Below are 19656 nucleotides of genomic sequence, written 5' to 3'. Positions count from 1 at the left end.
AACGCGCGGTCACACCTCGGCAGCCGCTACACCTCCCCCTCGAACCATCGAACTCCTAAGATCGCCGGATGCAATCGGCGACGTTCCTGCGGGAGTGCCTGCTCCGGGCCGGGATGCGCGATGTCGTCACAGTGGAGCCGACGACGGGTGGGGTCGCGGCGCTCGCGGGCATCGCCACCCGCCGGAACGCGCCGCCGGTGTTCGTCAAGGCCTTCGACGACGCGCCTGCCGACGACGTCTTCGTGGCGGAAGCCGAAGGGCTGACCGCCCTGCGCGAGCTCGGCGGCGTGGCGACACCCGAGGTGATCCTCGCCGGCCGAGAGCTGCTTGTCCTGTCGGTGCTACGCCCGAGGCCGCACAGCGAGGCCTTCTGGGAACAGTTCGCGCACGCGCTCGCCCGGATGCACCTGAGCACGACACATCCCCGCTTCGGGTGGCACCGCGACAACTGGCTGGGTCGTCGCCGCCAGATCAATACGTGGGAGGACGACGGCTTCGCATTCTTCGCACAGCACCGGCTGCTGCGGTGGCTCGGGCAGCCCCGCGTCGAGGCGGCACTCGATGCCGCGGACCGGGCGGCGCTGGAGCGGCTGTGTCACCGCCTGCCCGACCTGCTGCCGGTCCGGCCGGCGTGCCTGACGCACGGCGACCTGTGGGCACAGAACCTCCTGTCCACCCCGGATGGGCAGCCCGCGCTGATCGACCCGGCCGTGTCCTACCTGTGGGCCGAGGTCGACCTCGCCCACGTGTGGTCCACCGCGCCCCCACCCGAGGCGCAACGGTTCTTCGAGGTCTACGCGGAGCTGACCTCGCTCGACAGCGACTGGCGGGCCCGCATGCCGATCGTCCAGCTGCGGCAACACCTCGCCGTGCTGGCGCAGTTCGACGACGACTGGGGCGCGGCGGACCAGATCCGTGCCACCCTCGCCCCGTTCCGGTCGCGAACGCCTACGCGGCCTACGACATCCCGGCCATGCGGGCCGTGCTGACCGATGAGGACGAGTGGACCATCCCCGGCCACCACCCGCTGTCCGGCACCAAACGGGGCGTGGAGGAAGTCGCCGCCTTCTTCACCGAGTTGGGCAGGGCCGGATTCCAGGCCGAACCGTTGTTCCTGGAAGCCAACGAGGGATACGTGGTCGACATCCACCGCGGGTGGACCACCGAGGGCATCGGCACCGTCGACACCCTGTGGGCACTGGTGTGGCACTTCACCGCCGACGGCAAGATCGACCGGGTGGTCAACCTCTCCGCCGACCAGCATCAGATGGACAGCTACGTCTGGAACAACTACGCGCTCGCCGCACTGCCCGACCGGCTGGCGTGAGCCGGTCAGCCATGGTGGCGGAACCGGGACTCTGCTCAGTCGATCCGACGTCAGGAGGAGAACCACGATGAGGATCATCGTCGTCGGCGGCGCCAGCACCATCGGACGACGCCTGGTGCCCGCACTGCGATCCAACGGTCACGACGTCGTCGTGGCCGGACGCACCGTGCACGTCGACCTCACCGCCCAAGCACTGCCATGACCAAGGCTTCGGTCCTAGCGCCAGAGGCGCGGGTTGACGTCGGCCGCCCCGTCCATGAGCCGGACTACCCTCCCGGCTTCCTCGCGGGTCGCCGACGGGGCACGTGCCGACGGTAACTACTGACGGTGGGATCGTCGGTGATCCAGAAGCGCCACGGAACGTCATGCGCCGCGGCCACCCCGACCCGGGGGCCGGCAGAGATGGCCGACCGGTTGACCGGGCGCGTTGGCGGCGTCAACAGGATCGGACCGTTGCCGTCGATCATGGATGTGCCGTTGGCCGCGGCGGTGATCCCGAGGGCGACCACCAGCCGAGCAGGCCCGCGAGCGAGGTCTCTACCGGACACGTCCCCTCGGCGCTCGCGAGCGATGTCCACACCGTCGACAACCTCACCCGCTCGCAGCAGGACGGCCGCCGCCTCCCCCTCGGCACCAGAAATGATGTTCAGACACCAGTGCATGCCGAACACGAAGTAGGTGTAGGCGTACCCGGCCGGGCCGAACATGACAGCCGTGCGGGGAGTGGAACCGCGATGAGCGTGCGACGCGGGGTCCTCCCCCGTGCCCGCGTACGCCTCGACCTCGGTCAGCCTGACCCGGACGCCTCCGGCAGTGATCTCCCACCCGAGAAGCGTCTGAGCCGTCTCGGGCACCTGAGCGGCGGGGGCGTGCAGCCACGAGTAGTCCACCGGTCCAGCAAACGTCGGGGAACGAGGATCGGCAAGCTTGATGCGCCACACTTCAACGGAATGTTGACAAGGAAGCATTGATGATGTGTGCTCGGGGCATGACGACGGACGATCCGTTCACCGCACCCCACCCGGCCCGTGCCCGCGCCCACCGCACCCACGAGGCACTGCAACGCATCAGCGAGCGGCACGCCGGCACCGACACCCAGCGTGGGCGCTGGGCCCACCCGTACGTGCTCGACCCGTGGGAAGCCGTCGCCCTGGTCACCGCACTGGCCGCCGGCGGAGCCGAGCGGGAGCCTGCGGAGGAGCCGATCGACGCCGCCGACCTCACCGCCGCGCTGACCCTGCTGCCACACGTCCGCGCCGAGCTGGACGCCCTGGAGGCCGGGCTGTTGACGCTGGCCCGGGACCGCGGGCTGACCTGGCAGGCCATCGCGTACGGGCTGGGCCTGGGCAGCGCGCAGGCGGCCCGGCAGCGCTACGAGCGAGTCGCCGCCCGCTCGGCCGAGCAGACCCCCTGACCGACTGACGCCCGCGCGCACACCCACTCTCACACCCGCAAGATCGTGCTCGAACCTGCAAGGTCGTGCTCGAACATGGAAGTAGTGGCTTCCGACGCGACCAAAGCCACTAGATCCTGGATCGAGCACGATCTTGGGAGCGCGGGCAGCGAAGCGCACGGAACGCGGGCAGCGCGGGCAGCGCGCGGAGCGCGGGGTGGATCGGCACGCCGCGTGCCTCACGGTCGCGGGGCGGGCAGACTGTGCCCACGACGAGGAGGCACCCATGGAGCGCGCGGAGATGCTGGCGTACTGCCTGGCCAAGCCGGGAGCGTGGTTGGACCGGCCGTGGGAGGGCGACGAGGTCGTGAAGGTGGGCAGCCGGATCTTCGCGTTCCTCGGCAGCGGCGCGGGTAACCCGACGGTCGGCATCAAGTGCGGCCCGACTCGCGAGGTGGCCGACGAGTGGCTGCACCGGCACCCCGACGACGCCCGGGTGATGGCCTACATCGGCCGGTCCGGGTGGAACACGCTGCGCCTCGACGGTGGGATCGACGACGAGGAGTTGACCGAGGCGGTCGACTCGTCGTACGACATGGTGGTGGCCAAGCTCCCGAAGCGGGAGCGCCCGACGGCCTGAACCGGCCGTGGCGCCGGCGACATGCGCCGACGCCACGGTGCCGTCAGCGCGGGACGACCCGTTCGGTGGCCCAGTCCCGCCAGTTGGCCAGCCGGTCCGCCGCGTCGGCGAGTTGGTCGGCGACCGGGCCGGGGCCGGTCGAGCCGGGGGTGGTCCGGGCCGCGAGGGCCGAACGGACCGAGAGCACGTCGCGAACCGACGGGTCGAGATGCTCGCTGACCGCAGCCAGGTCGTCGTCGGAGACGTCCTCCAGTTCGCATTCCCGAGCGGCGCAGAGCGCCACCAGCCGGCCAGTGATCTCGTGCGCGTCCCGGAACGGCACGTTGCGCCGGACCAACCAGTCGGCGACCTCGGTGGCGAGGGAGAAGCCGACCGGCGCGGCGGCGACGAGCCGGTCCACCCGGACCGTCATCGTGGAGATCATTCCGGCCAGGGCCGGGAGCAGCAGCTCCAAGGTGTCGACCGCGTCGAAGGCGGGCTCCTTGTCCTCCTGCATGTCCCGGTCGTAGGTCATCGGCAGGCCCTTGAGCATGGTGAGCACGGTGACCAGGCCGCCGATCAGTCGGCCGGACTTACCGCGGGCGAGTTCGGCGATGTCCGCGTTCTTCTTCTGCGGCATGATCGACGATCCGGTGGCGAACGAGTCGTCCAGCTCCACCCAGCCGAACTCGTGCGAGGTCCAGAGCACGACCTCCTCGCCGAGCCGGGAGAGGTGCACCCCGATCATGGCAGTGGTGAAGAGGAACTCGGCGACGAAGTCCCGGTCGGCGACGGCGTCCATCGAGTTGGCGAAGGACGTCCGGAAGCCCAGCTCCTTGGCCACGGCCACCGGGTCCAGGGGAAGCCCGGAACCGGCCAGCGCCCCCGCGCCTAGTGGGCTGATCGCCGCCCGGTGGTCCCAGTCGCGCAGCCGCTCCAGGTCCCGCAGCAGCGGCTGCACGTGGGCGAGCAACCAGTGCCCGAACGTGACCGGCTGGGCGTGCTGGAGATGCGTCATACCGGGCGCGGCCGTGTCGACGTGCCGCTCGGCCTGCTCGACCAACGCCTCGGCCAGCTCCACGAGGCGGCTGGCCACGCCCCGGGCGTGGTCCCGCAGATAGAGCCGCAGGTCCGTCGCGACCTGGTCGTTGCGGGACCGGCCGGCGCGCAGCTTGCCACCGAGGCTGCCGAGGCGCTCCAGCAGACCGCGCTCCAACGCGGTGTGCACGTCCTCGTCGTCGACGGTCGGGCGGAACGCGCCGGAGGCACAGGCCGCCTCCAGGTCGTCGAGGGCCGCCAGGATCCGACCCAGCTCCTCAGGGTCGAGCAGCCCGGCACCGGCGAGGACCCGGGCGTGCGCCCGGGAACCAGCGATGTCGTACGGGGCCAGGCGCCAGTCGAACTGCACGCTCACCGACAGTCGGGCGAGCGCCTCGGCGGGGCCGCCGGCGAACCGGCCACCCCACAGGCTGGTCCGGTTGGTGGCGGCACTGTTCTCGGTCAGGCTCTTGTCGTCCACGTCGCCCATCATTGCTCTGCTTGCCTTTCGCTCGCGACTGCGGGGCTCACTGGCTGCGCTCGCTCACTCCTCGCGCTCGCACGTGTCACTGTCCGCCACCGCCCAGCCGGGCGTCCCGAGCGGACGCCATCCGACTCGGCAGGCCCCACAACTGCACGAAACCCTTTGCGAGGGACTGGTCGAAGGTGTCACCGGTGTCGTAGGTCGCCATCCCGAAGTCGTAGAGGCTCGCCTCGGAGCGCCGACCGGTGACGGTGGCCCGACCGCCGTGCAGGGTCATCCGCACCTCGCCGCTCACGTGCCGCTGCGCGTCGTCGATGAACGCGTCCAGCGAGTCCTTCAACGGCGAGAACCACAGGCCGTCGTAGACGAGCTCGCCCCAGCGCTGGTCGACGCCCTTCTTGAACCGGGCCAGGTCCCGTTCCACGGTCACCGCCTCCAGTTCCTGATGGGCGGTGATCAGTGCGATCGCGCCGGGAGCCTCGTACACCTCTCGGCTCTTGATGCCGACGAGGCGGTCCTCGACCATGTCGAGCCGGCCCACGCCCTGCGCGCCGGCGCGCCGGTTCAGCTCCAGGATCGCCTGGTACGGGGTGACCGTCTCACCGTCGATCGCCACCGGCACGCCGCCGTCGAAGGTGATCACGATCTCGTCGGCGTCGCGGTCCTGCGCCGGATCGGCAGTGTACGAGTAGAGGTCCTCGACGGGGGCGTTCCAGATGTCCTCCAGGAAGCCGGTCTCCACCGCGCGACCCCACAGGTTCTGGTCGATCGAGTACGGGGACTTGGCCGACACGTCGATCGGCAGGCCCTTCTCCTCGGCGAAGGCGATCGCCTTGTCCCGCGTCCAGGCAAAGTCCCGGGCCGGCGCGATGATCTTCAGGTCGGGGGCGAGCGCGTTCAGGCCCACCTCGAACCGGACCTGGTCGTTGCCCTTGCCGGTGCAGCCGTGCGACACGATCGTGCCGCCGTGCCTGCGCGCCGCCGCCACCAGGTGCTTCACGATCAGCGGCCGGGACAGCGCCGACACCAGCGGGTAGCGGTCCATGTAGAGGGCGTTGGCCCGGATGGCCGGCAGGCAGTAGTCGGCGGCGAACTCGTCACGCGCGTCGATGACCTCGGACTCCGCGGCGCCGCAGTCCAGGGCACGCTGCCGGATGGCGTCGAGGTCCTCGCCGCCCTGTCCGACGTCGACCGCGACCGCGATCACCTCGGCGCCGGTCTGCTCGGCCAGATAAGGGATGGCGACGGAGGTGTCCAACCCTCCGGAGTACGCAAGCACGACCCGCTCGGTCATGGCGTGGTGTTCCCTTCAACGGTGTCTTCCCGGCGGGCCCAGCCGGCAAGTTTCTCGCCGAGCGCGGCCCCGCCGATGGCCTCGCGGGCCACGACGAGGATGGTGTCGTCGCCGGCGATGGTGCCGACGATCTCGGGGAGGCCCGCTCGGTCCAACGCGCTGGCGAGGTACTGGGCTGCGCCCGGCGGGGTACGCAGCACGGCGATGTTGCCGCTGGAGTCGACACCGTTGAGCAGCTCGCGCAGCAGCCGCACCAGCCGGGCCGGTGCGGCCTCGGCGTCGCGCAGCGGCCGTTGACCGTCCTCGGGGATCAGGTAGACGGCCGGGCCGTCGCCGCCGCGCACCTTGACCGCACCCAACTCCTCCAGGTCCCGCGAGAGGGTGGCCTGGGTGACGCCGACACCGTCGGCGGCGAGCCGGTCGGCCAGCTCGGTCTGCGACCGGATCGCCCCGTCGCGGATCAGCTCCACGATCCGGGCGTGCCGGGCCGCGCGGGTCAGTGGCGCCGTCATCGGAGCTCCCCGGTCGCGGTGCCCCCGGTCGCGGTGCCCTCGGTCGCGGTGCCCTCGGTCGCGGTGCCCTCGGTCGCGGTGCCCTCGGTCGCGGTGCCCTCGGTCGCGGCTGCGAGTAGGAAGGTCAGCAGCGCCTTCTGGGCGTGCAGCCGGTTCTCCGCCTGGTCGAAGACGGCGCTCTGCGGGCCGTCGAGCACTTCGTCGGTGATCTCCTCGCCGCGATGTGCGGGCAGGCAGTGCAGCACGATCGCGTCCGGCGCGGCCTGGCCGAGCAGTTCCTTGTTGACCTGGTACGGCAGGAACGGGGTGATCCGGTCCAGGCCGTCGGCCTCCTGGCCCATCGACGTCCAGGTGTCGGTGGCCAACACGTCCGCGTCGCGTGCCGCCTGGACCGGGTCGGTCAGCACCCGCACCGACCCGTCGGTGCCGGCGGCGATCTGGGCCGCCCGCTCGACCACGGCCGGGTCGGGCGCGAACCCGACCGGCCCGGCGATCCGCACGTGCATCCCGGCCATCGCCCCGGCCAGCAGGTACGACTGCGCCATGTTGTTCGCCCCGTCCCCCACGTACGTCAGGGTGCGGCCGGCCGTGCCGCCGCACCGCTCGCGCACGGTGAGCAGGTCGGCCAGCAACTGGCACGGGTGGAAACCGTCGGTGAGCGCGTTGATCACGGGCACGTTGGCGCCGCTCGCCACCTCGGCGATCCGGTCGTCGCCGTGGGTCCGCAGCACGATGGCCGCGACGTAGCGGGACAGCACACGCCCCGCGTCCGCGAGGGACTCACCCCGGCCGAAGTGGGTGACCTGCGTGTCCACGACCAGGGGGTGCCCGCCCAGTTCGGCGATCCCGGCGTCGAACGAGATCCTGGTCCGCAGGCTCTGCTTGTCGAAGAGCACCGCCACCGAACGAGGCCCGGTCAGCGGCCGGTGACCGAACCGGTCGGCCTTCATCCGCGCCGCCAGGTCGAGGACCGTGGACTGCTCGGCGGGCGAGAGGTCGTCGTCGCGCAGGAAGTGCCGGGTCATGCGGTCGTCCCCGTGGTGATGGTGGTGGTCGTGGCCTGCGTGAACTCCGCACCGGCTGCTGCCGGGGAGGTCGCGTCCAGGGCGGCAGGCAGCGCGGCGACGAAGGCGTCCGCCTGCGCGGCGGTGAGGATCAGTGGCGGGGCCAGCCGGAGCACGCCCGGCTGCACCGGGTTGACCAGGAAGCCGGCCTCCCGCAGCGCCTCGGCGAGCACCGGCGCCACCGGCGCGGTGAGCGTCACGCCGAGCAGCAACCCGGCGCCGCGTACGCCGTCGATCAGCGGGTGACCCAGTGCCTCGATGCCGCGACGCAGCCGCTCCCCGACCCGCTTGACGTTGTCGAGCAGGCCCTCGTTGGCGATGGTCGCCACCACGGCGAGCGCAGCCGCGCAGCTGACCGGGTTGCCGCCGAAGGTGGTGCCGTGCGAGCCGGGGGTGAGCAGGTCGGCGGCCCGGCCGAAGGCCAGCGTGGCCCCGATCGGCAGCCCGCCACCCAGCCCCTTGGCGAGCGTGACCACGTCCGGCTCCACACCGTCGGCCTGGTGCGCGAACCAGTGCCCGGTGCGTCCGATGCCGGTCTGCACCTCGTCGAGCACCAGCAGCGCCCCGTGCCGGGCGGTGATCTGCCGCGCCGCGGCGAGGTAGCCGGCCGGCGGGACGACGACGCCGTTCTCGCCCTGGATCGGCTCCAGGATCACCATGGCGGTGGCGTCACTGACGGCCGCCTCGAGAGCGGCCACGTCGCCGAAGTCGATGTGGGTCACCTCGCCGGGCAGCGGCCGGAACGGATCGGCCTTGGCCGGCTGGCCGGTCAGGGCGAGCGCACCCATGGTGCGGCCATGGAAGCCGCCCCGGGTGGAGACCACGTGGGTGCGTCCGGTTTGCCGCGACAGCTTGAACGCCGCCTCGTTCGCCTCCGCACCCGAGTTGGACAGGAAGACCCGGCCGGGCCGGCCGGCGAGCGCCAGCAGCAGCTCGGCCAGGGCGATCGGCGGCTCCGCGGCGTAGAAGTTGGAGACGTGCCCGAGGGTCGCGACCTGCTTCGACACCGCCGCCACCACGGCCGGGTGGGCGTGGCCGAGGGCGTTCACCGCGATGCCACCGAGCAGGTCGAGGTATTCCCGGCCGGCGTCGTCGACCACGACGGCACCGGCACCGGAGACCAGTGCCAACTGCGGCGTGGAGTAGTTGCCCATCATGGATTGCGTCCAGCGCTGCACCAACGTGCTCATGACACGACCGTCCCGTCTCCTGGCACCACCATCGTCCCGAACCCTTCCGAGGTGAACACCTCTAACAACGTGGAGTGGGCCACCCGACCGTCGACGACGTGCGCGGCGGGCACTCCCCCACGCACCGCCCGCAGGCAGGCCTCCATCTTCGGCACCATGCCCGACTCCAGCCTCGGCAGCAGCTTGGCCAGGTCGTCCGCGACGATCTCGGAGACCAGGCTTGAGGTGTCCGGCCAGTCCGCGTACAGGCCGGCCACATCGGTGAGCACGACGAGCTTGCGGGCCCGCAACGCGATGGCCAGCGCGGCGGCGGCCGTGTCCGCGTTGAGGTTGTGCAGCACCCCGTCCACGTCCGGCGCGACCGTGGAGATCACCGGGATCCGACCGGCGTCGATCAGGTCGGTCACCGCGGACACGTCGACCGACTCGACGTCGCCGACCTGGCCGACGTCGACCGGCAGCCCGTCCACGTACGCCGGGCGGCGCACCGCGGTGAACAGCCGGGCGTCCTCGCCGGAGAGGCCCACGGCGTACGGACCGTGCGAGTTGATCAGCCCGACCAGTTCGCGGCCGACCTGCCCGACCAGCACCATCCGGACCACGTCCATCGCCTCGGCGGTGGTCACCCGCAGACCACCCCGGAACTCGCTGGCGATCCCGAGTCGGCTCAGCATGGCGGAGATCTGCGGACCACCGCCATGCACCACCACGGGCTTGAGGCCGGCGTAGCGCAGGAAGACCATGTCCGCGGCGAACGTCCGCTGCAACTCGGGATCGATCATGGCGTTGCCGCCGTACTTGACCACGACCGTGGAGCCGGAGAAACGCGCCAACCACGGCAGCGCCTCGATCAGCGTCTCCGCCTTGACCTGAGCGCGGGCGAGGTCCTGGCTGAGACTCATGATGAATAGGCCGAGTTCTCGTGCACGTACGCGTGGGACAGGTCGTTGGTCCAGATCGTCGCCTCGGACGTGCCAGCGTGCAGGTCGATCCGGATGGTCACGTCCCGCCCGGTCAGGTCGACCTTCGAGCGGTCCTCCGCGGCGGCACCGCCCCGGCACACCCACACCCCGTTGACCGCCACGTCGACCTCGTCCGGCTCGAACGCGGCGGCGGTGGTGCCGACGGCGGCGAGGATCCGACCCCAGTTCGGGTCGTTGCCGAACAGCGCGGTCTTGACCAGGTTGTTGCGGGCCACCGTGCGACCCACCTCGACCGCGTCGTCCTCGTCGGCGGCGCCGACCACGTCGATGGCGACCTGCTTGGTGGCACCCTCGGCGTCGGCCACCAACTGCTGGGCCAGGTCGTGGCAGGCCGCGGTGACGGCGGCGGCCAGCTCGGTCGGAGTCGGCTCGATGCCGCTCGCACCGCTGGCCAGCAGCAACACGGTGTCGTTCGTGGACATGCAACCGTCGGAGTCGACCCGGTCGAAGGTGACCCGGGTGGCCGCGCGCAGCGCCTCGTCCAGCGTCGCCGGCCCGGCCACCGCGTCGGTGGTCAGGACGCAGAGCATGGTGGCCATACCCGGCGCGAGCATCCCGGAGCCCTTGGCCATGCCGCCGACCGTCCAGCCGCTGCCCCGGGCCACGGTGGTCTTCGGCCGGGTGTCCGTGGTCATGATCGCCTCGGCGGCGGCGGGACCGCCGTCCCGGGACAACCCCTTGATCGCCGAGCGGACGCCCGGCAGCAGCTTCGGCATCGGCAACCGCTCACCGATCAGCCCGGTGGAGCAAACCGCGACCTCACCGGCGCCGAGGATCAACCGTGGACTGACCGAGGTCAGCGCGGCGGCGGTGTGCTCGGCGGTCGCGTGCGTGTCCTGGAAACCGCCCGGCCCGGTGCAGGCGTTGGCGCCACCGGAGTTGAGCACCACGGCGCGGACCACACCACCCTGCACGACCTGCTGGCTCCAGCGCACCGGCGCGGCCTTGACCCGGTTGGTGGTGAAGACACCGGCGACACCGGCGTCCGGACCGTCGTTGACCACCAGGGCGACGTCCGCGCCACCGCTGGCCTTGAGACCGGCGGCCACCCCGGCCGCCCGGAAACCCCGTGGGGTGGTGACACTCACGGTGCCTGCCTTTCGTTCGCGACTGCGGGGCTCCGCTGCGCTGCACTCCTTGCGCTCACGGGTGCCTGCCTTTCGTTCGCGACTGCGGGGCTCCGCTGCGCTGCACTCCTCGCGCTCACGGAGCAACTCCCCAGATCGACAGGCCCGTCGTCTCCGGCAGGCCGAGCATCAGGTTGGCGTTCTGGACGGCCTGACCGGCTGCGCCCTTGCCCAGGTTGTCCAAGGCGCTGAGCACGATCAGACGCCCCGAGTCGATGTCGACGGTGGCCTGCAGGTGACAGGAGTTCGAGCCCAGGGTCGCCGCCGTGTGCGGCCAGCGGCCCTCCGGCAGCACGTGCACGAACGGCGCGTCCGCGTACGCCTGCGCCAGCACCTGCTGCGGGTCGACGCCGCGCGCCGGCACCGCCGTGACCGTGGCCAGGATGCCCCGCGGCATCGGTGCCAGGACCGGGGTCAACGACAGCCCGGTCGCACCGCTGGCCTGCTTGATCTCCGGTACGTGCTGGTGGGTGCCCACCCGGTACGGCGACAGGTCCCCCAGCACCTCACTCGCCAGCAGGTGCGGCTTCGCCGCCCGCCCGGCGCCGGAGGTGCCGGAGGCGGCGACGACCACCACATCGGCGGGGCTGGCCGCGCCGTCGGCGATCAGCGGCGCGAGGGCCAGCGTGATCGCGGCGGCGTAGCAGCCGGTGTTCGCCACCCGGGTGGAGCCGGCGATCAGCTCCCGCTGGCCGGGCAGCTCGGGCAGGCCGTAGGTCCACTGCCCGGCGTGTGTGCCGCCGTAGTACTGCGCCCACGCGTACGGGTCGGCCAGCCGGTGGTCGGCGCCCAGGTCGACGATCCGCACCTCGGCCGGGAGTTGGGCCGCGAGGGCCGCCGACTCACCGTGCGGCAGGGCCAGGAAGACCAGGTCCGCGTCGGCCAGGGTCGCCGGGTCGGTCGCGCCGAACACCAGGTCGAGCCCGGTGAGCTGCGGGTGCACCACGTCGACGCGGTGCCCGGCCTGACTGTGCGCGGTGGCAGCGACCAGGTCGAACTCCGGGTGCCCGGCGATCAGGCGCAGCAACTCGCCCCCGGCGTAGCCGCTCGCACCGGCGACCGCGACTCGGATCCCCATACTCACCTCCGCATGACTATGCAGCGAAGGTTAGCAGTGGTGAACGGATCACTGCAAGTTCATGCGGTTGACTGCATGGTGATGAGTGGGCCGCCCCAGCCCCCGCGATCTTGCACCTACTGTCCTTGCGTAGCCGACAAAAGCTGCAGATCGACAACACAAACTGCAAGATCGCGGGGGTGGGCGGCGGGGGTTCGATCCCCGGGATCGGTCAGGCGCCGCGCAGGGTGGCGCCTAGACGCTCGGCCGCGACCGCGACCGCCGCGTCCCGTGCCGCGACCGCCTCCTCGACGGTGAGCGTCCGGTCCGACGCACGGAACGTGAGCTTGTACGCCAGCGACCGGCGTCCGGCACCGAGCTGCGCGCCCGAATACACGTCGAACAGCCGCACGTCCTCCAGCAGCTCACCGGCGCCCGCCTCCAGCGCCCGGCGCACCTGCTCCGCCGGCACCGAGTCGTCCACCACCAGGGCCACGTCGATCAGCGCCGGCGGGAAGCCGGAGACCGCCGGGGCAGGTGTCACCCCGACCGCGGGCAGCGCGTCCAGGTCCAGCTCCATCGCGCAGGTACGGCGGGGCAACTCCAACGCCGCGACCACCAGCGGGTGCAGCTCACCGGCGTGGCCGACGACCGAGCCGTCGACCCGCAGCTCGGCACAGCGGCCCGGGTGCCACGGCGCGTACTCGGCCGCCCGCACCTCGACCCGCTCGCCGGAGACACCGGCGGCGTCCAGCACGTCACGGGCCGCCTCGATGGCGTCCGCCCAGCCGGCCGGTCGGCCCGCACCCCACCAGCCGGCCGGGTCGAGGTCGCCAGCGAGCACCGCAGCGACGTGCACCGGCTGCGCCGGCACCACCGCGTCAGCGGCCGCGAACTCCGCATCGGTGGGGCGCCGGTCCACGCCCATCGCCGGCGGGCTGCCGGCACCGACACGCGGGTGGAACACCGCACCGATCTCGTAGAGGGCGAGGTCGCGGTGACCCCGGCCGAGGTTGCGCTTGAGGATGCCGAGCAGCGGGCCGAGCAGCGTGGTGCGCAGCAGCGGCTCCTCCTCGGACAACGGGTTGGCCAGCCGCACCGCCGGTCGGCGCCTGTCGTCGGCCGGCAGACCGAGCAGGTCGGCCAACCCCGGCGACACGAACGGGTGCGCGAGCACCTCCACGTACCCCCGCTCCGCCAACGACCCGGCGACCGCCCGACGCCGACGCTGCCGCGGGGTCAGACCGCGGCCCGGAGGCGCGGTCGGCAACACCGACGGCACCCGGTCGTACCCGTCGAGGCGGACCACCTCCTCGACCAGGTCGGCCGGGTCGGTCAGGTCGGGCCGCCAGGTCGGCGGGGTGACGCTCAGCGTCGCCCCGGCACCGACGGTGCCCGTGTCCTCGGGCAACCGGTCCGCGCCCTGCGCGACCGTGCAGCCGACCCGCTCCAGCAGGGCGACCACCCGCGCCGGCGGGTACTCGACGCCGATCCGCCGGGTCGGCAGGTCCGCCGGCAGGATGATCGGGCTACGCGGTCGGACGTGGTCGATGTCCAGGATCTCCGCACCCGGGGTGCCACCGCCGTGCTCGGTGAGCAGCCGCACGGCACGCTCCAACGCGACCAACGCCACGGCCGGGTCGACACCCCGCTCCCAGCGCTTCGCGGCCTCGCTGAACAGCTTGTGCCGCCGGGCGGTGCGCCCGACCATCGCCGGATCCCAGTGCGCCGCCTCGAAGAGCACGTCGGTGGTGCCGGCGACGACCTCACTGGTCTCACCACCCATCACCGCCGCGAGGGAGATCGGGCCAGTGTCGTCGCAGATGACCATGTCGTCGGCGGTGAGCACCCGGTTGACCCCGTCGAGGGTGGTCAGCTTCTCCCCCGCCTCGGCGCGACGGACCACCAGCGGTCCGGCGATCCGGTCGGCGTCGAAGGCGTGCATCGGCTGGCCCAACTCCACCATCACGTAGTTGGTGATGTCGACCGGCAGCGAGATGCTGCGGATGCCGGCGGTGACGAGCCGCTGCTGCATCCACGCGGGCGTGGGCGCGTTCGGGTCGACGCCCCGGACCAGGCGGGCGGTGAACCGGTCGCAGCCGACCGTGTCGCGGACCTCCACCGGGTACGCCGGCGCCTCGGTGCCGCCCGGAGCCGGCGCCAGGGCCGGGTCGCGCAGCGGCACGTCGAACGCGTGCGACAACTCCCGGGCCAGGCCGCGCAGGCTCAGCGCGTACCCCCGGTCGGGGGTGACCTCCAGATCGAGCACGACATCGTCGAGGCCGACCACCGGCCGCGCGTCGTCGCCCGGCTTGGCCGTCACGTCCGGCCCCAGCACGATGATGCCGGAGTGGTCATCGCCCAGACCCAACTCCTTCGCCGAGCAGATCATGCCCGCGGAGTTGTGCCCGTACGTCTTGCGGGCGCCGATGGCGAACCCGCCGGGCAGCACACCGCCGGGCAGGATCACCACCACCCGGTCACCCGGGGCGAAGTTCCGGGCCCCGCAGACGATCTCCTGCGGCTCGCCGGTGCCGTTCGCGTCACCCACGTCGACCCGGCAGAACCGGATCGGCTTCTTGAAGCCGGTGAGCTCCTCGATCTCGCGCACCTCACCGACGACGAGTCGGCCGGTGACGGTCTCGGCGAGGTCCACGACGGACTCGACCTCGATACCGAGGTCGACCAGCGCCTGCTCCAGGTCACCGGTGGGCAGGTCGGCGGGGAGGTCGACGTACTCCCGCAGCCAACTGACAGAAACTCGCATGACTTCAGACCACCGTTCCCGTGTCTCGTACCCGCATCGCCTACGCCCCGGTCCCGAGCGCGCGGCTGAACCGCACGTCGCCCTCGAAGAGATGACGGATGTCGCTGACCCCGTGCCGGACCATCAGGGTCCGGTCGATGCCCATGCCGAACGCGAAGCCGGAGTAGACCTCCGGGTCGACTCCACAGGCGCGCAGCACCCGCGGGTTGACCATCCCGCAGCCGCCCCACTCCACCCACTGCGGGCCGTCGCGATGCTCCGGGAACCACACGTCGAACTCCGCCGATGGCTCGGTGAACGGGAAGTAGTGCGGCCGCCACCGGGTCTTCGCCTCCGGGCCGAACATCGCCCGGGCGAAGTGATCGAGAGTGCCCCGCAGGTGCGCCATCGTGATGCCCTTGTCGACCACCAGACCCTCGGCCTGGTGGAACACCGGGCTGTGGGTGGCGTCGATCTCGTCGGTGCGGTAGACGCGGCCGGGCACGATCACGTAGATCGGCGGCTTGCGACTGAGCATCGTGCGGGTCTGCACCGTGGAGGTGTGCGTCCGCAGAACCAGGCCGGAACCCTCCGGTGCGATGTGGAAGGTGTCCATCAACCCGCGCGCCGGATGATCGGCGGGAATGTTCAGCGCGTCGAAGTTGACCCACTCCAGGTCGACCTCGGGCCCCTCGGCCACCTCGTAGCCCATCCCGACGAAGAGGTCACTGATCGACTCCATCAGGGTGCTCAGCGGGTGCCGGGCGCCACGCGGACGCCGGTCGTAGGGCAGGGTGACGTCCACCCGTTCCTCGACCAGCACCCGCTCGGCCTGCTCGCGCTCCAGCACCTCGGCGCGGTCGGCGTACGCGGTTTCGATCGCCCGGCGGGCCTCGTTGACCCGCTTGCCGGCGTCGGACTTGGCAGCCGGCGGCAACGCGCCGATCTCCCGGCGGGCCAGCGAGACCGGTGACCGGTCACCGAGGTGCACCGAGCGCAGCGCGGTCAGCGCGTCCGGGTCGGTGGCGGCCGTGAACGCCTTCGTGGCGTCCGCGACAGCCTCGTCCAGGGCGGCGGGGTCGAGCAGGGCGACCTGCTTCGGGTCGTACGGATCGTTGCGGTAGCTCATGGCGTACGGGCACTCCCTCACGGCGGCGCCAGCCCTCCACGGGCGGCTAGGCGAGTCTACGGACGCGCGGCTTCGCCGCAGCCCGCCGGTAGGAGTTGCGCAGGGAGCAGGTCAGGCCCGCCGCCCGCCGACACCGGCGGGCTGGCTAAACGAACGCCGTGGCGCGTTCATGGACGACCGCTCTCCCCTGCTGTCAGTCGCGCCGGGGCTCGGTCGCCCTCAGCGCTGTGCTCTCGCTGAAGCGTACAGGCAGACCGCGGCTGCGGCAGCCAGGTTGAGGCTCTCCGCGCGCCCGTACAACGGCACCCGCACCCGGGCGTCGGCGGCGGCGGTCAACTCCTCGGGCAGCCCATGCGCCTCGGAGCCAAACAGCCAGGCGGTGGGCCCGACGAGCCGACCGTAGTCGGTCAGGTCGTCCAGGTCGTCGTCGCCGTACCCCGTGGTGGCGAAGATCGACAGCCCGGCGGCGCGCAGCGCGTCGACCACCTGGGCCGGGTCGGGGGCGCGGACCACATCGACATGGAAGAGGCTGCCGGCCGAGGCCCGCACACACTTGCCGTTGTACGGGTCGACGGCGTCGCCCGCGAAGATCACCGCACCCGCCCCGGCCGCGTCGGCGGTGCGCAGCACCGTTCCGGCGTTACCGGGGTCGCGGATCTCGGCGAGCACCGCCACCAGCCGGGGCGCGCCCGCGAGGGCCTGCTCCAGCGACACATCGAGGTGCCGGCAGACCGCGACCAGCCCTTGCGGGGCCACGGTCTCGGCCAACGCGGCCACCGCGTCGTCGGTCACCTCGGAGACCGGCACGTCGGCGCGGGCCGCCGTGGCGGCCAACTCCGGATACCGGTCGAGGGCTGTGGGCGTACCGAACAGTTCGGTGACCACTCCCGGCCGCGCGAGGGCCTCGCGGACCGCCTGTGGGCCCTCGGCCAGGAAACTGCCTGTGGCGTCGCGGTCCCGGCGGCGTTGCAGACGGCGGGCGGCGACAACCCTGGGGGTACGCGGGGTGAAGGCCATGATGTGCGCTCCTCCGGCACGATTGAGGCGCCCCCCGGACGGCGGTGCCGACCCGGGAGACGCCTCGCTCTGGTGCGTGGGGATCAGGCGGCCTGAGCCGCCGCGCCGCCGGTGCCCTCGGCCGTGACCGCGGCCCGGGCCAGCTCGACGATCGCCGCGAAAGAGGCGGCGTCGTTGACAGCCATGTCGGCCAGGATCTTGCGGTCGACCTCGATGCCGGCCAGACGCAGGCCCTGGATCAGACGGTTGTAGGTCATCCCGTTCGCCCGGGCGCCCGCGTTGATCCGCTGGATCCACAGCTGCCGGAAGTCGCCCTTGCGGTCGCGACGGTCCCGGTAGGCGTACTGCATCGAGTGCAGCACCTGCTCCTTGGCCTTGCGGTACAGGCGGGAGCGCTGACCGCGGTAACCACTCGCGGTCTCCAGCAGGGTACGACGCTTCTTCTGGGCGTTTACAGCCCGCTTGACGCGTGCCATCTCAACTCCTTATTAGGTAAAGGTGGCGCGCGTCAGCGGCCGAGCAGCTTCTTGATGCGCTTGACGTCAGCCTTGGCCACCTCGACCGTGCCGGTCAACCGGCGGGTACGGGTGGAAGACTTGCCCTCCAACAGGTGGCGCTTGCCAGCCTGCTCGGCCACGATCTTGCCACGGCCGGTCACCTTGACCCGCTTGCCCATACCCGTGTGGCTCTTCATCTTCGGCATGTGGAACGTCTTCTCCCCTGTTACTTGCCGCTGGTGTCAGCGGCGGTGCCGGTGTCACCGGCTGCTGCGGTCTCGCCGGCTGCTGCGGTCTCGCCGACCGCCGCGGTCTCATCGGCTGCCGCGGTCTCATCGGCTGCCGACACGGCGGACTCGTCCGCTGCCCGGTCCCGAGGTGCACCGCGGGACGCCGTAGCGGCGACCGCGGAGGCCTTGACGGCCCGAAGCGGAGCGAGAACCATGATCATGTTTCGGCCGTCCTGCTTCGGAGCGGCCTCGACGTAGCCCAGGTCCGTGATCTCGGATTCGAGCCGACGCAGGAGCCGGTAACCCAGCTCCGGGCGGCTCTGCTCGCGACCGCGGAACATGATCGTCACCTTGACCTTGTCGCCCGCCTTGAGGAACCGCACCACGTGACCCTTCTTGGTCTCGTAGTCGTGCGGGTCGATCTTCGGCCGAAGCTTCATTTCCTTGATGACGGTCTGCTGCTGGTTACGCCGCGCTTCGCGCGCCTTCAGTGCGCTCTCATACTTGAACTTGCCGAAGTCCATGAGCTTGCACACCGGCGGGCGCGCCATCGGCGCAACCTCGACCAGGTCCAGATCGACGTCCGCGGCCAGCTGAAGGGCGCGCTCCAGCGGGACGATGCCCACCTGCTCACCCTCGGGGCCGACCAGTCGGACCTCACGTGCCCGGATCTGCTCGTTCACGCGTGGTTCGACGCTGATGGGGCCTCCTCGAGTCGTTTCTGCTCAGGTGCCGACCCCTGCGGCTCCCAGGTGGGAACCAACCTGGAAAGCAGAAGGCCCCGGCGTATGCCAGGGCCCGCTCGACCGGTCGGCACGATCACAGGATCGCGCATCCGGCGCCGGGACATGCCCGAAACCGGTGACCGGACCCGGCCACCGAAGAGGCGACTCGGGTGGGAGCAGGCGCTCCGCTTTCAAAGGCTGTCTGCTCGCACGCGGAGACAGCCTGGTCGACTCGACAACACTACACCCGCGCCCCGGCCGCCCCCAAACCGGGCACACCAGAACACCCACGTCACGCTGGGTCCACACCCCCGCCGCGGCTCGGTGCTGCGGGCCTGCCATCGGCCGGTCGCTGCGGAGGCCGCCACCGGCTCGCGGATGCGCGGCCTGCGACCAGCTCACGGCTGCGAGGGCCACCACCGGCCGCCGGGCAGTTTCGGCGACGTTGCCCGAATCCTGGCCGCTGAGATGTGCGGTGATCGCGCCGGACCGCTCGGCCGGGGCAAGGTGGAGATGCTTGAGTCAGCGGCCGCTGGCGCGCTCGGCGAGGCGGGCCTGGTGCGCCTCGTGCAGTCGGCGCAGCGCGCGGACTCCCTCGACGGCCAACTCCTTGTCGGCGGCCTGCAGGGCGATCATCGGCAGCAGGTCGTCATCGTGCAACTCCAGGCTTGCCCAGGGGGCGCTCCGGTCGAAACGGACACCCCGCACGACCTCCCACGGCAGCTCGTACGAGCTGATGACGTTGCGCACCCGGACACCGCGCGCGTCAGCCTCGACCCGCGGGCGGGTGAACAACAGGAAGCCCAGGGCACCGAAGATGCCCAAGCCGATCATGGCGACCTGATCACCGCGCTGGAAGCTGCCGTAACCATCGCCGGTCGGCCCACTCAACGAGGTGGCAACCAAGCCGAACACCACTACCAGCGCGATGGCCGCGGACCAGCAGACCAGCCGGATGCGGCGGGGCTTCAGGCGGATCAGCTCGGTTTCACTCACCCCACCAGTCTGCCACCCGCACCCGCCCGACGAACGCACCACCCGCCGAGCCACCCCCATACGACACGACCTGCCCCAGCCCGCCAGCGCACCCAAGGCCCACATGGCGGCGGCACCGGCCGGGCCTGGCCGGGCCGGACCGGACCGGGCTGGACCGCGCCGGACCGCGCCAGGCCGGGCCGCGCCGGACCGGGTCCCAGCCCGCCAAGATCGTGCTCGATCGTGGAT

Annotated in this window: 20 protein-coding genes and 1 pseudogene; 5 read left to right on the top strand and 16 right to left on the bottom strand. The window is 71.7% G+C overall.

From position 1 onward, the window contains the following. Positions 1–68: 68 nt before the first annotated feature. The 3 genes from JOD64_RS25835 to JOD64_RS33585 all read left to right on the top strand — a co-directional run bounded on the left by JOD64_RS25835 (position 69) and on the right by JOD64_RS33585 (position 1529). Positions 69–989 (top strand): fructosamine kinase family protein, encoded by a 921-nt coding sequence (locus tag JOD64_RS25835; protein WP_204944617.1) that lies wholly within the window; start codon positions 69–71, stop codon positions 987–989. Beyond that, positions 974–1327, top strand: a complete 354-nt coding sequence (locus JOD64_RS25830) for a nuclear transport factor 2 family protein (protein WP_204944615.1) — start codon at positions 974–976, stop codon at positions 1325–1327. Before JOD64_RS25835 ends, JOD64_RS25830 begins: the two co-directional genes overlap by 16 nt. Before the next feature lie 67 nt (positions 1328–1394). Beyond that, entirely contained in the window at positions 1395–1529 is a 135-nt protein-coding gene (locus JOD64_RS33585) for an NAD-dependent epimerase/dehydratase family protein (protein ID WP_275581597.1), read from the top strand. Positions 1530–1593: 64 nt separating this feature from the next. Here JOD64_RS33585 and JOD64_RS25825 read toward each other — a convergent pair whose 3' ends face one another. After that, complete coding sequence (locus tag JOD64_RS25825; RefSeq protein ID WP_307813658.1) at positions 1594–2217, bottom strand: DNA-3-methyladenine glycosylase; 624 nt, start codon at positions 2215–2217, stop codon at positions 1594–1596. 98 nt (positions 2218–2315) lie between these two features. Here JOD64_RS25825 and JOD64_RS25820 point away from each other — a divergent pair, with 98 nt between their 5' ends. Further along, positions 2316–2741, top strand: a complete 426-nt coding sequence (locus tag JOD64_RS25820) for a DNA-binding protein (protein ID WP_204944613.1) — start codon at positions 2316–2318, stop codon at positions 2739–2741. Between the two features lie 265 nt (positions 2742–3006). Then, positions 3007–3360, top strand: coding sequence for an MmcQ/YjbR family DNA-binding protein (locus JOD64_RS25815; protein ID WP_204944612.1), 354 nt, complete (start codon positions 3007–3009; stop codon positions 3358–3360). Positions 3361–3403: 43 nt separating this feature from the next. On the opposite strand, the gene argH is transcribed toward JOD64_RS25815, so the two are convergent. The 15 genes and pseudogenes from argH to JOD64_RS25740 all read right to left on the bottom strand — a co-directional run bounded on the left by argH (position 3404) and on the right by JOD64_RS25740 (position 19428). Then, complete coding sequence (gene argH / locus JOD64_RS25810; RefSeq protein WP_204944611.1) at positions 3404–4867, bottom strand: argininosuccinate lyase; 1464 nt, start codon at positions 4865–4867, stop codon at positions 3404–3406. 76 nt (positions 4868–4943) lie between these two features. After that, entirely contained in the window at positions 4944–6155 is a 1212-nt protein-coding gene (locus JOD64_RS25805) for an argininosuccinate synthase (protein WP_204944610.1), read from the bottom strand. Further along, positions 6152–6667, bottom strand: a complete 516-nt coding sequence (locus tag JOD64_RS25800; RefSeq protein WP_204944609.1) for an arginine repressor — start codon at positions 6665–6667, stop codon at positions 6152–6154. Before JOD64_RS25800 ends, JOD64_RS25805 begins: the two co-directional genes overlap by 4 nt. Before the next feature lie 104 nt (positions 6668–6771). Continuing rightward, positions 6772–7692, bottom strand: a pseudogene (gene argF, locus JOD64_RS25795) (ornithine carbamoyltransferase); the annotation flags it as partial. Beyond that, entirely contained in the window at positions 7689–8921 is a 1233-nt protein-coding gene (locus JOD64_RS25790; protein WP_204944607.1) for an acetylornithine transaminase, read from the bottom strand. The gene JOD64_RS25790 and the pseudogene argF, both read right to left, overlap by 4 nt. Next, positions 8918–9823 carry an acetylglutamate kinase gene (gene argB, locus JOD64_RS25785; RefSeq protein ID WP_204944606.1) on the bottom strand — a complete coding sequence of 302 codons (906 nt, stop codon included), beginning with the start codon at positions 9821–9823 and terminating at the stop codon, positions 8918–8920. Before argB ends, JOD64_RS25790 begins: the two co-directional genes overlap by 4 nt. After that, entirely contained in the window at positions 9820–10992 is a 1173-nt protein-coding gene (gene argJ, locus JOD64_RS25780) for a bifunctional glutamate N-acetyltransferase/amino-acid acetyltransferase ArgJ (protein WP_204944605.1), read from the bottom strand. The genes argB and argJ overlap by 4 nt, the downstream gene beginning before the upstream one ends. A 115-nt stretch (positions 10993–11107) precedes the next feature. Then, positions 11108–12109 carry an N-acetyl-gamma-glutamyl-phosphate reductase gene (argC, locus tag JOD64_RS25775; RefSeq protein ID WP_204944604.1) on the bottom strand — a complete coding sequence of 334 codons (1002 nt, stop codon included), beginning with the start codon at positions 12107–12109 and terminating at the stop codon, positions 11108–11110. Between the two features lie 211 nt (positions 12110–12320). After that, complete coding sequence (gene pheT, locus JOD64_RS25770) at positions 12321–14855, bottom strand: phenylalanine--tRNA ligase subunit beta (RefSeq protein ID WP_204944603.1); 2535 nt, start codon at positions 14853–14855, stop codon at positions 12321–12323. Positions 14856–14895: 40 nt separating this feature from the next. After that, positions 14896–15963, bottom strand: a complete 1068-nt coding sequence (gene pheS / locus JOD64_RS25765; RefSeq protein ID WP_204944602.1) for a phenylalanine--tRNA ligase subunit alpha — start codon at positions 15961–15963, stop codon at positions 14896–14898. A gap of 219 nt (positions 15964–16182) precedes the next feature. Next, positions 16183–16980: a TrmH family RNA methyltransferase gene (locus tag JOD64_RS25760; RefSeq protein WP_204944601.1), complete on the bottom strand. Its 798-nt coding sequence runs from the start codon at positions 16978–16980 to the stop codon at positions 16183–16185. Positions 16981–17063: 83 nt separating this feature from the next. Continuing rightward, on the bottom strand, positions 17064–17456 hold the full coding sequence (gene rplT, locus JOD64_RS25755) for a 50S ribosomal protein L20 (RefSeq protein WP_007458417.1): 393 nt from the start codon (positions 17454–17456) through the stop codon (positions 17064–17066). A gap of 32 nt (positions 17457–17488) precedes the next feature. Beyond that, the gene (gene rpmI / locus JOD64_RS25750; protein ID WP_110566082.1) at positions 17489–17683 is read right to left on the bottom strand and encodes a 50S ribosomal protein L35; all 195 of its coding nucleotides are present in this window, start codon (positions 17681–17683) and stop codon (positions 17489–17491) included. A 20-nt stretch (positions 17684–17703) separates the two neighbouring features. Then, positions 17704–18390 carry a translation initiation factor IF-3 gene (infC, locus tag JOD64_RS25745; RefSeq protein ID WP_204944600.1) on the bottom strand — a complete coding sequence of 229 codons (687 nt, stop codon included), beginning with the start codon at positions 18388–18390 and terminating at the stop codon, positions 17704–17706. 564 nt (positions 18391–18954) lie between these two features. Beyond that, positions 18955–19428, bottom strand: coding sequence for a PH domain-containing protein (locus JOD64_RS25740; RefSeq protein ID WP_204944599.1), 474 nt, complete (start codon positions 19426–19428; stop codon positions 18955–18957). Positions 19429–19656: the final 228 nt, after the last annotated feature.

The sequence above is a fragment of the Micromonospora luteifusca genome, assembly GCF_016907275.1.
GTDB lineage: Bacteria > Actinomycetota > Actinomycetes > Mycobacteriales > Micromonosporaceae > Micromonospora > Micromonospora luteifusca.
The sequence above is the reverse complement of the archived record's forward strand: the minus strand, read 5'-3'. Positions and strand labels throughout refer to the sequence as shown.